This is a genomic window from Streptomyces sp. NBC_01233, assembly GCF_035989305.1.
In the GTDB taxonomy this organism is placed as follows: domain Bacteria; phylum Actinomycetota; class Actinomycetes; order Streptomycetales; family Streptomycetaceae; genus Streptomyces.
On the sequence record NZ_CP108514.1, the window covers coordinates 8,054,549 to 8,067,392 of the forward strand.

The following is a 12,844-nucleotide window of genomic DNA, read 5'->3' on the forward strand; positions in this document are numbered from 1 at the left end:
CAACAAATCGTAGATTTCTTGCCATGACGACGACGCAGAAGCCCTCCTCCGCCCCTGCCGCCACCACCAATCCCGTGCTCCGGGTGCCCCCGGCCTCCCCGGCCGCCGCCGCCGCGTACTTCGCCGCGAGCCTGGCCTTCCACGCGGACGTCTCGGACGTCGCGAGCGCCTTCAAGGCCCACCGCGAGACGGGCGCCGAGCTGGGCTTCCAGCTCGTCGACTCCCGCTCCACGCCCTCCTGGGACCAGGCGCACGTGCCCGGAGCCGTCCACCTGCCCACGGCCCTCATCCCGGAGCAGGCCGAGCGGCTCCTGGACAAGAACGTCCCCGTGGTGACGTACTGCTGGGGCCCCGGATGCAACGGCGGCACCCGCTCCGCCCTCGCCCTCGCCGAACTCGGCTTCCAGGTCAAGGAGATGCTCGGCGGCATCGAGTACTGGATCCGCGAGGGCTTCGAGGTCGAGACCTGGCAGGGCAACCAGCAGCGTGCCGAGGCCGACCCGCTGACTGCTCCGACCGACTCGGACGACTGCGGCTGCTGAGGTGCCCGTCCACGCGGACGGGCCGCTCATCCCCCGGGGGGAAGGAGCGGCCCGTCGGTCGTTCACCGGCAGCGGCAGACGCTCCGTCAGAGCTTCGACAGCTCGTCCACCAGATCGTCCAGCCCCAGCGAGCCCTGCGACAGCGCCGCCATGTGCCAGGCCTTCAGGTCGAAGGACTCGCCGCGCGCGGCGCGCGCGTTCTCCCGGCCCAGCAGCCAGGCGCGCTCGCCGAGCTTGTAGCCGATCGCCTGCCCCGGCATGGACAGGTAGCGGGTCAGCTCGCTCTCGATGAAGTCCGCCGGCCGGCCGCTGTGCAGGCCGAAGAACTCCTGCGCCAGGTCGACCGCCCACTCCTCGCCCGGGTGGAACGGCGAGTCGTCCGGGATCCGCAGCCCGAGGTGCATGCCGATGTCCACGATGACCCGCGCCGCGCGCATCATCTGGCAGTCCAGGTAGCCCAGGCGCTGCTCGGCGTCCTTGAGGTAGCCCAGCTCGTCCATCAGCCGCTCCGCGTACAGGGCCCAGCCCTCGCAGTTCGCGCTGACCCAGCCGACGGTGGCCTGGTAGCGGGAGAGCTGGTCCGCCACGTGCGTCCACTGCGCGAGCTGCAGGTGGTGGCCCGGCACGCCCTCGTGGTACCAGGTGGAGACCAGGTCGTAGACGGGGAAGCGGGTCTGGCCCATGGTGGGCAGCCAGGTGCGGCCCGGGCGGGAGAAGTCCTCCGAGGGGGAGGAGTAGTACGGGGCCGCGGGCCCGCCGGGCGGGGCGATCCGGGACTCCACCTTGCGGACGCGCTCGGCGAGTTCGAAGTGGGTGCCGTCGAGGTTCTCGATGGCCTCGTCCATCAGGCCCTGCAGCCAGGCCTGGACCTCGTCCACCCCCTCGATGTGGGTGCCGTGCTCGTCCAGGTGCTTCAGCGCCTCCCAGGGGCCGGCGCCCGGGAGGATCTTGGCCGCCTCGGTCTTCATCTCGGCGAGCAGCCGGTGGTACTCCGCCCAGCCGTAGGCGTACGCCTCGTCCAGGTCCAGGTCCGTGCCGTTGAAGTAGCGGGACCAGCGGGCGTAGCGCTCGCGGCCCACGGTGTCCGGCTTGCCCTCGACCGCCGGGGCGTACACCGTGATCATCCAGTCGCGCAGTTCGACGACGGCGGCGGTGGCGCCGGCGGCCGCCGCGTCCAGCTCCGGGCGCAGGGCGTCCGGGCCGGCGCAGACGAACTCCTCGAAGAAGGCGGCTCCGGCGCCGTCCTGGCCGGCCCAGGTGCCGAGCTGGCCGATCATGGTCGTGGTGGCGCGCGGGCCGCCGTACAGGCCGCGCTCCAGGCCGAGCCCGAGGCTCTCGCGGTAGCCGGCGAAGGCGGCCGGGACGGCGCGCAGCCGCTCGGCGATCGCCGCCCAGTCCTCCTCGGTGTCGGAAGGGGTCAGGGAGAAGACCTCGCGGACTTCGTGCGGGGGGCCGTGGATGTTGCTGACGGCGCACAGGTGCTCGTCGGCCTCGTGGACCGCGAGCTCGGCGGTGAGGCGCTCGCGCAGCAGACGGGCGCAGCGGCGCTCGGCGTCGCTGTCGGCGCCCTGCAGCGCCTCGGCGGCGTCGAGGCGGGCGAGCGTGTCGCGGGCCAGCTCGGCGACGGCCGCGCGACCCGCCGGCGAGAAATCCGGAAGCTTGCCGGAGCTCGCGGCGACACCGAGGTAGGTGCCCGTGACCGGGTCGAGGGCGATGAGGGCGTCGACGTACGCGTCGGCCACCTGGCGGGGCAGTCGGGGGGCGCTGCCGTTCTGGAGGATCTCTGACATGCGGCCATCTTCGTATGTGAGACGGGCTCCCGTCATCACAGATTGCCGTCAGCATGCCCACGTGGGCGGGGGCCGGTCCCACCGTGTGCGCCGGAGGAGATCAACCGGCAGTCCGAGCAGGCGAGTTCACGCCCCGGGGGGTGGGGCGGCCGAGGGCCCGGGCACTCTCCGTCCGGTTGCCGGACGTCCGGTTGCGGGCGGTTCGCGCGGGCTTCCGACGATCCGGCCCGGCGGCCCGCGGCGGGTCCGCGGGCCGGTCCGGAGCGGGCGGCTCAGCGCAGGCGGCGCGGCGCGGCCTGCTGTTCGTGCGGCAGCTCGCGGGGGAGCTCGTAGGCGAGGTCGCGGGGGAGCTCGTAGGGCAGGCGCGAGCCGACCGGGGTGGCGTCGAGCCGGGCGGTGATCACCAGGGTGCCCTCCTCGATCTGGTAGTCGAGGGGGAGACCGAGACCGCGCATGGCGGCGACCATGCCGGTGTTGGCGGCCTGGGTGACGGCGTACACGCTGTCGCAGCCGGCCTCGACGGCCATCGAGATGAGCCGGCGCAGCAGTTCGGAGCCGATGCCGCGGCGCTGCCAGTCGTCCTCGATGAGCAGGGCGACCTCGGTCTCGTCGCCGTCCCACAGCAGGTGGCCGAGGGCGACGAGCTTCCCGGAGGCGGTGGTGGCGGCGAGGGTGCGGCCGAAGCGGGGGCTCAGCAGGTGGCCGAGGTAGCGGTCGGCGTCGGCGACGGGCCCGTGGTAGCGCAGCCCGAGGGTGCGCTCGGAGCAGCGGTCGTGCATGGCGCGGGCCGCCGCCTGGTCGGAGCCGTCGGCGCGGCGCACCGTGATCTCGTTGCCCTCGGGGAGGGTCAGCACGTCCTGGCTGCGCGGGACGCGCGGGCCGAGCCGGGCGTCGAGCTCGACGAGGGCGCGGGCCCGGGCGAACTCGGTCGGAGTGAAGGGCAGGTAGGGCCGCTCCACGGTGATCGCGCCGCCCGAGGGGTCGCGCAGCCGCATGAGGGTGGCCTCCAGGACCCCTTCGACGGGTGCGTCCCCGCCGAAGTTGGGCCGGCCGGAAAGGGTGGTCGCCGGGATCGAGTGGATGGTGCAGCGGCCGAGCAGCTGGCGCAGGGCGAGGGGGAGCTCGGCGGCGTCGAGGGCGGTGCGGGTGGCCAGGCCCAGGACCCGGGTCGGGGTGTCGACGAGGTCGTGGGCGTCGGCGCGCTCGATCCAGGTGCTGTGGCCGCCGGCCCGGGAGATGGCGCGGGAGAGGCCGGCGGAGGGCAGCTGCTGCGGGGCGCGCAGCAGGAACTCGTCGACCGTGCCGCCCTCGGGGAGCGGATGCGTCTGCAGGGTCAGGATGTCGACGCCGCTGCGGGCGAGCGCGGTGCAGACGGCCGCCAGGGAACCGGGCTCGTCCCGCACGGTCGTGCGCATCCGCCACAGGCTGGTGGTGGCGGTCGCCGTGGCGGTCGGGCCGGACGCCTCGGCCGGGGGCGGCGTCGGATCACCGGGCGCTGTGCTCCCCGGCGGCGGAGCATGGCTGTGGCGCCGCGCCCACCAGGTGTGGAACGCCGCGGTCACCAGGAGTGCGACGGCCGAGGCGACCAGCAGGATCGGGCCCCTCGGGCCGTGCACGACGAGATTGGCGATGGCGTCGGCGACCGCTACGGCGCAGAACAGTGCGGCGAGTTCGACGAGGTCGCGGCGCCAGTGGTGGCGGTGGGGACGCTGGGCGGAGGTGGGGCTACGGTCAGTCATGCACACCACTGTGGCCCAGGGGTGTTGCGTGATCACGAACGATCTGTGACCGACTGGTTAAGTGTCCATCTGGCCGATTTCATCCAGTTTTCGGGGCCATTTCCGGAATGCGGGCGTGAGCGCCGGGCCCCGCCCTACCGGCGTGAGCCCCCGGGTCCGGCCCTACCGGCGGGACGTCCCCACTGGCGCGACGTCCCGGCAGGCGTGACCGCCCTACTGGCCGACGCGGCCGGGCTGGAGCGTCCTGGTGAACAGTACGCCGCCGCCCTGGCGGCGCAGCCGGACCGTGAGTTCTCCGCTGCCGCCGTCGATGTCGACCTCGCCGTAGTACGGAGGGTTCTCGGACGGCGACATGTTGGCGAAGGGGGCCGACTGTACGTACGCCGTCTCCGGGCCGAAGGTGGCGTCGAGCCGGCCGGCCGGGAAGCCGCCGGCGCCGATCGGGCCGGACACGAACTCCCAGAACGGCGCGAAGTCGGTGAAGGCCGCCCGCTCGGGCGCGTAGTGGTTCGCGGCGGTGTAGTGCACGTCAGCGGTGAGCCAGAGGGTGCCGGTGATGCGCTGGCGCTTGATGTGGCGCAGGAGTTCGGCGATCTGGAGCTCGCGGCCCAGCGGAGCGCCAGGGTCGCCCTGGGCGACGGCCTCGAAGTTCGCGGTCCCGTCGGGGACGACGATGCCGAGCGGCATGTCGGCGGCGATGACCTTCCAGGTGGCCCGTGAGCGGGAGAGCTCGCGCTTGACCCAGGCCAGCTGCTCGGGGCCGAGGATGCCGATGGGGTCCTCGGTCTGGGGGCCGGGGGAGTTGGCGCCACGGTACGTGCGCATGTCGAGGACGAAGACGTCGAGCAGCGGGCCGTACCGCATCACCCGGTACATCCGGCCCTCGGCGCGGCCTCCGCGCAGGTCGGTGACGGGGAAGTACTCGCCGAAGGCCTGGCGGGCGCGGGCGGCGAGGGTGTCGGCCTCCCTGACGGTGTAGCGGGGGTCGTCGATCAGCTGGCCCGGGTACCAGTTGTTGCGCACCTCGTGGTCGTCCCACTGGGCCAGGACCGGGACCTGGGCGTTGAAGGCGGTCAGGTTGCGGTCGAGCAGATTGTAGCGGAAGTTCCCGCGGAACTCGGCGAGCGTCTCGGCGACCTTCGCCTTCTCCTCGGTGGTCACGTTGCGCCAGAGGCTGCCGTCGCGCAGGGGCACGGACTCCTTGATCGGCCCGTCGGCGTAGATCGTGTCCCCGCTGAAGAGGAAGAAGTCGGGGTTGCGCAGCCGCATCTCCTCGAAGACGCGGTAGCCGCCGAGGTCCGGGTTGATGCCCCAGCCCTGGCCCGCCAGGTCCCCGGACCAGAGGAAGCGCACGTCGTGGCGGCGGGAGACGGGGGTGGTGCGGAAGGTGCCGTGGACCGGATCGGCGGTGCGGCGGGGGTCGTCGGGGTCGGCCAGGACCACGCGGTAGTGGATCTGCTGCCCGGGCGGGAGGTCGCGCAGGACGGTGGTTCCGGTGAAGTCGCTCGACGGGCCGAGCAGCGGTCCGCGGTGGCGGCGTACTGCGTAGCGGAACGCCTCGCTCGGGGAGGTCTCGACGTACATCCGCGCGAGGCGGTCGGAACGGGTCCAGACGGTGGCCGAGTGGGCGGTGATCTCGCCGGACTGGACGCCCCAGAGCGCCTTCGGCCGGCCGGAGCGGGCGAAGGCGGGGGCGGCGAGTGCCGGAGCGGCGAACAGTGCGGAGGACAGGGCGAGGGAACCGCCGATGAGGGTCCGTCGGGTGTGCGGCATCGATGCCATCGGTGCGTCTCCAGGGGCCGGCGAGGACGGGTCGGACCAGCGTGCCGCCGCACCCCGGCCCGGCCGCGTCGCCCACGCGAACCTCGGATGAACAGCCGTCAGCCGCTCATCCGTTCAGGCGGCCACGGGGTTCGCACTGCGGGCCGTGTCCAGGATCACCCGGGAGACGAGCGCCGGATCGTCGTTCATCGGGACGTGGCCGCAGCCCGGGAGCCGGACCAGCCGGGCGCCGGGGAGGGTGTGCTTGGCGCGCACGCCCTGGCGCCGCAGCAGCAGCCGGTCGCGCGTCCCCCAGGCGATGGTGACCGGCAGGCCGGGCACGTCGTCGGTGAACCGTACGGAACCGCCCGCGGCCAGGGTCTCCTCGAAGCCGGTGGCATCGCGCAGGGCCAGGGTCTCGGCGACCACGGCCTCGGGCGAACGGCGGGCCGGGCGGGCGTAGATGGTGCCGGTGAGCGCGGCGCGGCCGACGGCGTTGCGCGAGAGCCGCCGCACCGCGGGAAGGGGCAGGGCCTTAGCGCCGGCGCGCATCGTGAGGAGGGTGGCGAAGGCGTAGCGGCGCTCGCCCTCCGTCCAGAACCCGGCGGGGGAGAGGGCGGTGACCGAGCGGACGAGCTTGCTCCGGCCCATCTCGAGGGCGAGCAGCCCGCCGAGGGAGTTGCCCGCGACGTGCGGGCGCTCGACACCGAGGGCCGTGCAGAGCGCTCCGAGCGCGGGGGCCACGGTCCCCAGGGTGTACGGAACCCCTTGCGGCAGCGGCTCCGAGGCGCCGAAGCCCGGCAGGTCGACGGCGATCACCTCGTGCTCGGCGGCCAGGATGTCGGTCACCGGCTGCCAGGCCTGGAGGTGATGGCCGATGCCGTGCAGCAGGAGAAGCGGTTCGCCCGAGCCCTTGCGCTCGTAGGCGACGGTGGTGGTGCGGGGGCCGAGCGGCGTATCGATCGTGAAGGAGACCGTGGCGGTCATGCTGCTCCTCGTCGGTTGGACGCGTGCGAGACAGGCTGTCAGTAACGCCTACCGCCATGATTACCGTCCGGTAGCCCTTGACTACAAGCCTTCGGGGCACACGAGAACATCCCGTGAACGGCTTGATACATATGCCCGATCTGCCCGGCAAAGGGATGAGCATTGGTCTTGACCAAGGGGGTGCACCGTCCTATCGTCGCAGGGATAGTGCAGGAACCTTTAATAAACAAAGGCGCGGAACTGCCGCTGGAACACACGGCTAGTGCAGCGACGGCAGGAGGAGTCAGGGTGGGGACCACGCAGCTCGAAACGGCGCCGGAGCCGAAGTACTGGCACCTCAAGACCGTCCTCAGCGAGGCGCTCGACCAGGACTTCGCCGTCGGTGAGGTCCTGCCCAACGAGCGTGATCTCGCCGCCCGTTTCGGCGTCGCCCGCGCGACCCTGCGCCAGGCGCTGGAGCAGCTGGAGCTCGAAGGCCGGCTGCAGCGCCGCCGCGGCGTCGGCACCACCGTCGCCCCGCCGCGCGTGGGAGTCGCCGTCGGCAGCGCGCAGCACAGCTGGCCCGGCGAGGGCGTCGACGGCTGGGAGCCGGTGGACGCGGCCGAGAGCCTGCCGCCGGCCGCGGTGCTGAAGCTCCTCGGCACCGGTGGGGATTTCGCCGCCGACCAGCCGGTGCACACGGTGCGCCGGACCCGGGTCACGCACGGCCAGGCCGTCGCCGCCGAGCTGCTCTACGTGCCGGTCGCCTCGGTGCCCGGACTTCCCGCGATCGAGGCCCCGTCCGGACCCGCCCGTGCCCGCGCCGTCCTGCGGGAGCTGCAGCGCCTCGCCCTCGAAGGCCAGGACCGCTCGGTGGAGCTCGGCTCCGCGCGTGCCGACGACGCCAAGGAGTTGGACCGCCTGCCCGGCGCCCCCGTCCTCCTGGTCACCACCCGCTACTTCACCGCCGCGGGCACGGCCGCCGTCTCGGTGGCCACCTACCGCGCAGACACCTGCCGCCTCACCTTCGGCGACTCGGGCAACGTCGAGATCACCCACGAACCCCGCGTCGCCTCCTGACACCGCGGGCCGGGCCGTCACGGCCCGGCCGGCCCCGGGGGCCCAGGGGTGCGGTCAGCGGCGGGCCGTGACCGTCTTCTCCACCGCGAAGAGTTCCTCCTCGACGTGGTCCAGCGCGAGCCGCAGGGCGCCGGTCGCCACGGCGGCCTCGCCGAGCAGGGACAGGGCGACCCGCGGCGGGCGCAGGCAGTAGCGTTCCAGCTCCTGGCGCAGGGGCTCCAGTACGCCGTCCAGCCCGGCCGCCCAGCCGCCGACGACCACCAGCTCCGGATCCATCGCCAGGACCAGCGCCGCCACGTCGTGGACCAGCCGCTGCAGGAATCGCTCCACGGCGGCCACCGCGCGCTCGTCGCCCCGCTTGGCCATCGCGAAGACCTCGGCTACGGCGGGTTCGTCCAGGGGGTGCAGCGGCTCACCGGTGGTCGAGAGCAGCCGCTCGGGCGTGACCTCGCGGCCCAGCAGGTGCAGGGCGCCGATCTCGCCGGCCGCGCCGCCGAAGCCCCGGTGGAGCCGCCCGCCGATCAGCGAGCCGGCGCCGGGACTGAGTCCGGCCATCACGAACACCATGTCGCCGGTGTCCCGCGCGGCGCCCTTCCAGTGCTCGGCGACCGCCGCCGCGTTGGCGTCGTTCTCCACCTGCACCGGGCAGCGGAACGAGCGGCGCAGCCGCTCCCCGAGCGGCAGCCCGGTCCAGCCGGGCAGCGCCGTGCCGAGGCGGACCGTGCCGTCCGCCTCCACGATCCCGGGGCTGCCGACCCCGACCGCCCGCAGGGAGTCCCGCGGCACTCCGGCGCGGCGCAGCAGATCGGCGACGGCCGCCCGTACCCGCTCCAGCCGTTCGTCCGCGGACGCGTCCTCGGCAACGTCCTTGGTGCCGGCGCCGATGACGCGGCCGTCCAGCCCGGACAGCAGCACTGCGATCCGGTGCGAGCCGATCTCGATGCCCAGCAGGTGCCCTGCCTCGGCCCGGAACCGGAACCGCCTCGCCGGTCGACCCTGGCGACGCGCGCCTTCCTCTGCTTCGGCCTCGACGACGAGCCCGGTCCCGATCAGCCCCTCCACGACACCCTCGACGGTCGGCCGGGAGAGTCCGGTCAGCCGCGTGAGGTCGGTGAGGGTCGGCGATCCGGCCGTGCGCAGCGCGCGCAGCACGACGGCGGAATTGATCCGCCGGAGCAGAGAGGGGTCCCCGCCGGTCAGCTGCCCCAACGTGTGTCCTCCCAGCTAGCGAGCTTGTCAGCCGGATCGTACTGCGCGCCCGGTGCTGCGGCGAGAAACGGCCCCCCATCGGCCGCAATCAGCCTTTCCTCAGGCCGGCGAGACGAACCCCGACTCGTACGCCGTGATCACCGCCTGGGTGCGGTCCCGCGCCCCCAGCTTCGCCAGGATCGCGCTGACGTGGGACTTGACCGTCTCCGTGCCGATGATCAGGTCGGCCGCGATCTCCACGTTGGTGAGCCCCCGGGCCATGAGCCGCAGCACCGCCTCCTCCCGCTCGGTCAGCGCGGCCCGCTCCAGCGCGGCCCGTGCCTGCCGGTTCCCGTACTCCGCGGCCAGGGACCGCACGGCGGCCGGGAAGAGCAGCGTCTCGCCCTCCGCCACCAGCCGTACCGCGTGCACGATCTCCGAAGGCCGGGCCCGTTTCAGCAGGAACCCGTCCGCTCCGGCCCGCAGCGCCTGGTAGACGTACTCGTCGTTCTCGAAGGTGGTGACCACGAGGATCTTCGGCGGGGAGTCCACCGAGCGCAGGACCGCACGGGTCGCCTCGATCCCGTCGAGCAGCGGCATCCGCACGTCCATCGCCACCACGTCCGGCCTCAGTTGGCGGACGAGCGGGACCACCGAGGCCCCGTCCGCGGCCTCACCCACCACCTCGATGTCGGGCTGGGAGTCCAGGACGGCGCGCAGACCCGCGCGCACGAGGGGTTCGTCATCGACGAGCAGTACGGTAACCGGCATCCGGTCAGCGTATTCGCTCCAGCGGAAGCCGGGCGCGCACCCTCCAACTGCCCTCGTGCGGACCGGTCTCGGCCTCCCCGCCGAGCAGTGCGGCCCGCTCCCGCATCCCGCGCAGCCCGCTCCCGCTGCGCTGCATCAGGGCCGGCCCGTCCGGCAGCGGGTTCGACACCTCCAGGTCCAGCCGGTCCCCGGCCATCTCGATCCGCACCCGTACGGGTACCGGACCGCAGTGCCGCAGCACGTTCGTGAGCGCCTCCTGGAGGATCCGGTACCCCTCCCGAGTGACCGGCCCCGGCAACTTGTCGAGTGGGCCGGTCAGTTGCGCGTCCACCGCGGCCCCGGAGGCCCGGGCCGACTCCAGCAGCCGGTCCGCCTCCACGAGGGTCGGCCGCTGCGACGGCGGCTGCCCGGACTCCCGCAGGACCCCCAGCACCCGTTCCAGATCCTCCAGTGCGGCCCGGCCCGTCTCCTCGATCGCGCACAGCGCCCGGTCAGTGAACTCCGGGTCGCCGGCGGCCCGGGCGGCCCCCGCCTGCACCACCGCCACCGTCAGCGCGTGCCCGATGGAGTCGTGCAGCTCGCGAGCGATCCGGTTGCGCTCCAAAAGCTGTTCGGTCCGGGCTTCCAGCGCGCTGAGCCGCTCGGCCGCCGAAGGCCCCAGCAACCGCTGGGCGATCGCGGTGATCAGCTCCCCGAGCACGACCACTATGGCGATGAGCAGGATCAGCGGCACCGGCACCAGCAGCGCGGCGGCCCACCGCGGGGGCTCGAGGGGAAGCATGAGGTCGCCTCCCAGCGGATGCCCGAGTGCGATCGAGACCAGTTCGACCGACATGGCGGGGAGCCACACGGTCGGGACCCAGGCGCCCCCCGCGAGGACGAGCCGCACCTCCAGCCACAGCAGGGTCCGCCACCGGTCGTTCCACCGCGCGGAGGGGACCGCACTGATGGTGCTCTCCGTGCGGCCCCAGTCGTGCGGGGTGAGCAGGAACCGCGCCTGCAGCCCCTCGACCAGCCGTACCCAGGGGACCAGACCGAGCGGTATCGCGATGAGCAGCGGAACCCACGGCGCCTCGGGCCCTACGAACATCCAGAGCGCCACCAGCAGGATGGGCACGCAGAGGTGCAACCAGCGTGAGCAGGTCACTGGTTGGAGCGGGGCACGGAGGAGTCGGTACATGCCCTCATCGTGACAGGAGGTGACTCGCGACCGTCTCCCCCACGTGGGGGAGACGGCACCCTCGCATGGGGGAGGAAGAGAGGTGGGGCCGGCGGCGAGTCTTGAGCCATGAACAGCATCGAGATCCGAGAACTCACCAAGGCATACGGCACCCACCGTGCGGTGGACGGCCTCACCTTCGATGTCCTGCCCGGACGGGTCACCGGTTTCCTCGGCCCCAACGGCGCCGGCAAGTCCACCACGATGCGCCTGCTGCTGGGCCTGGACCGGGCCACGTCCGGTACGGCCACGATCGGCGGGCGCCGGTTCACCGACTTCCCCGACCCGCTGCACCAGGTCGGCGCGCTGCTGGACGCGCAGGCGGCGCACGGCGGGCGCACCGCCCGGAACCACCTCCGCTTCCTCGCCGCGGCGGACCGGATCCCGATGCGCAGGGTGGACGAGGTCCTGGAGCAGGCCGGGATAGCCTCCGTCGCCGGGCGGCGGGTCAAGTCCTTCTCGCTCGGCATGCGCCAGCGCCTGGGCATAGCCGCGTCGCTGCTGGGCGACCCCGGGGTGCTGCTGCTGGACGAGCCGACCAACGGCCTCGACCCCGAGGGCATCATCTGGATCCGCGAGCTGATGCGCGGTCTCGCCGCCGAGGGACGCACGGTCCTGGTCTCCAGCCATCTGATGTCGGAGACCTCGGCGTTCGCCGACCACCTGGTCGTGCTCGGCAACGGCAGGCTGCTGGCCGACACCTCGATGGAGGAGTTCATCGACGCCCGCAGCACCCCGAGGGTGCGGCTGCGCACTTCCGACCCGGTACGGCTGCGGGCCGCGCTGGCCCGTGACGGCTTCGAGCTGGTGACTGCGGACGACGGGCGATGGACCGTCGAGGGCATACGGGCCGATCAGATCGGCAGCCTGGCCGCCCGCGAAGGAGTGCCCGTACTGGAACTCTCCGACGACCGGGCCTCGCTGGAGCAGGCCTACCTGGACCTCACAGCCGACCACGCCCAATTCAGCGCAACCCGCTGACTTTCCCTCCCTTTTCCTTTCCCCGCTCAGGAGGCTTCGCCATGAGCGCCACTCTGCCCACCATGCCCGTCCTGCACTCGGAATGGATCAAGCTGCGATCCCTCCGCGGCACCGTTGGGGCGTACATAGCCATCTTCGTCGCCACCGCCGGTATCCAGGCGCTCACCGCTACGGCGATCGGTCAGGCCGAAGAGGGGAGCATGGGTGACGACCGCCTCCTCGCGGCCTACTACGGGATCAACTTCGGCCAGATCGCGGCCATAGCCTTCGGAGCGAACGCGCTGTCCGCCGAGTTCCACAACGGAGCCCTGCGCACCTCGCTGGCCGCGGTGCCGAACCGCACCCGCTTCTACCTCTCGAAGATGGCCGTGGTGGGCGCACTCGCCTTCCTGCTGGGGCAGATCACCGCCTTCGTCACGTTCGTGGCCGGCCAGGCGTTCATGGGGCCGTACGCCATGGAGCTGGGTGACCCCGGCACGGTCCGGTCCGTCTTCGGCTGCGGGATGTACCTGACGCTGATGACGCTGTTCGCGGCGGGACTGACGGCCGTCCTGCGGAGCGCGGCGGTGGTGCTGAGCCTGCTCATACCCTTCGTGCTGCTGGTGTCCTTCGTCATCGGTGCGAGCGCCGAGGGCGTGGCTCAGCTTCTGCCGGACCGGGCCGGCCAGATGATGATGCGGATGGAGGCCGGCGGCTTCGTCGGCCACTGGACGGGACTCGGCGTGATGGCCCTGTGGGCGGCCGCCGCGGTCATCGGCGGGTGGGTCTCGGTGCACCGCCGGGACGCGTGACGCCAGGCCAGTTGTC

Annotated in this window: 11 protein-coding genes; 4 read left to right on the forward strand and 7 right to left on the reverse strand. The window is 72.9% G+C overall.

The features are described 5' to 3' along the window. Positions 1-23: 23 nt before the first annotated feature. The gene (locus OG332_RS37775; RefSeq protein WP_327417652.1) at positions 24-542 is read left to right on the forward strand and encodes a rhodanese-like domain-containing protein; all 519 of its coding nucleotides are present in this window, start codon (positions 24-26) and stop codon (positions 540-542) included. Positions 543-628: 86 nt separating this feature from the next. Here OG332_RS37775 and OG332_RS37780 read toward each other — a convergent pair whose 3' ends face one another. From OG332_RS37780 to OG332_RS37795, 4 genes are all read right to left on the reverse strand, one after another. Then, on the reverse strand, positions 629-2,332 hold the full coding sequence (locus OG332_RS37780; protein ID WP_327417653.1) for a DUF885 domain-containing protein: 1,704 nt from the start codon (positions 2,330-2,332) through the stop codon (positions 629-631). 272 nt (positions 2,333-2,604) lie between these two features. After that, entirely contained in the window at positions 2,605-4,071 is a 1,467-nt protein-coding gene (locus tag OG332_RS37785; protein WP_327417654.1) for a GNAT family N-acetyltransferase, read from the reverse strand. 213 nt (positions 4,072-4,284) lie between these two features. Further along, a complete protein-coding gene (locus tag OG332_RS37790) occupies positions 4,285-5,844 on the reverse strand; it encodes an alkaline phosphatase D family protein (RefSeq protein WP_327419493.1) in 1,560 nt (519 codons plus the stop codon). Positions 5,845-5,967: 123 nt separating this feature from the next. Then, a complete protein-coding gene (locus OG332_RS37795) occupies positions 5,968-6,819 on the reverse strand; it encodes an alpha/beta fold hydrolase (protein WP_327417655.1) in 852 nt (283 codons plus the stop codon). A 288-nt stretch (positions 6,820-7,107) separates the two neighbouring features. Here OG332_RS37795 and OG332_RS37800 point away from each other — a divergent pair, with 288 nt between their 5' ends. Continuing rightward, positions 7,108-7,878 carry a GntR family transcriptional regulator gene (locus tag OG332_RS37800; RefSeq protein WP_327417656.1) on the forward strand — a complete coding sequence of 257 codons (771 nt, stop codon included), beginning with the start codon at positions 7,108-7,110 and terminating at the stop codon, positions 7,876-7,878. A gap of 54 nt (positions 7,879-7,932) precedes the next feature. Here OG332_RS37800 and OG332_RS37805 read toward each other — a convergent pair whose 3' ends face one another. From OG332_RS37805 to OG332_RS37815, 3 genes are all read right to left on the reverse strand, one after another. After that, positions 7,933-9,087, reverse strand: a complete 1,155-nt coding sequence (locus OG332_RS37805; RefSeq protein WP_327417657.1) for an ROK family transcriptional regulator — start codon at positions 9,085-9,087, stop codon at positions 7,933-7,935. Between the two features lie 99 nt (positions 9,088-9,186). Continuing rightward, on the reverse strand, positions 9,187-9,837 hold the full coding sequence (locus OG332_RS37810; RefSeq protein WP_319722585.1) for a response regulator transcription factor: 651 nt from the start codon (positions 9,835-9,837) through the stop codon (positions 9,187-9,189). A gap of 4 nt (positions 9,838-9,841) precedes the next feature. Next, positions 9,842-11,017, reverse strand: a complete 1,176-nt coding sequence (locus OG332_RS37815; protein ID WP_327417658.1) for a sensor histidine kinase — start codon at positions 11,015-11,017, stop codon at positions 9,842-9,844. 108 nt (positions 11,018-11,125) lie between these two features. Here OG332_RS37815 and OG332_RS37820 point away from each other — a divergent pair, with 108 nt between their 5' ends. After that, on the forward strand, positions 11,126-12,037 hold the full coding sequence (locus OG332_RS37820; RefSeq protein WP_327417659.1) for an ABC transporter ATP-binding protein: 912 nt from the start codon (positions 11,126-11,128) through the stop codon (positions 12,035-12,037). A gap of 41 nt (positions 12,038-12,078) precedes the next feature. Further along, positions 12,079-12,828, forward strand: coding sequence for an ABC transporter permease subunit (locus OG332_RS37825; RefSeq protein ID WP_327417660.1), 750 nt, complete (start codon positions 12,079-12,081; stop codon positions 12,826-12,828). Positions 12,829-12,844 lie beyond the last annotated feature (16 nt).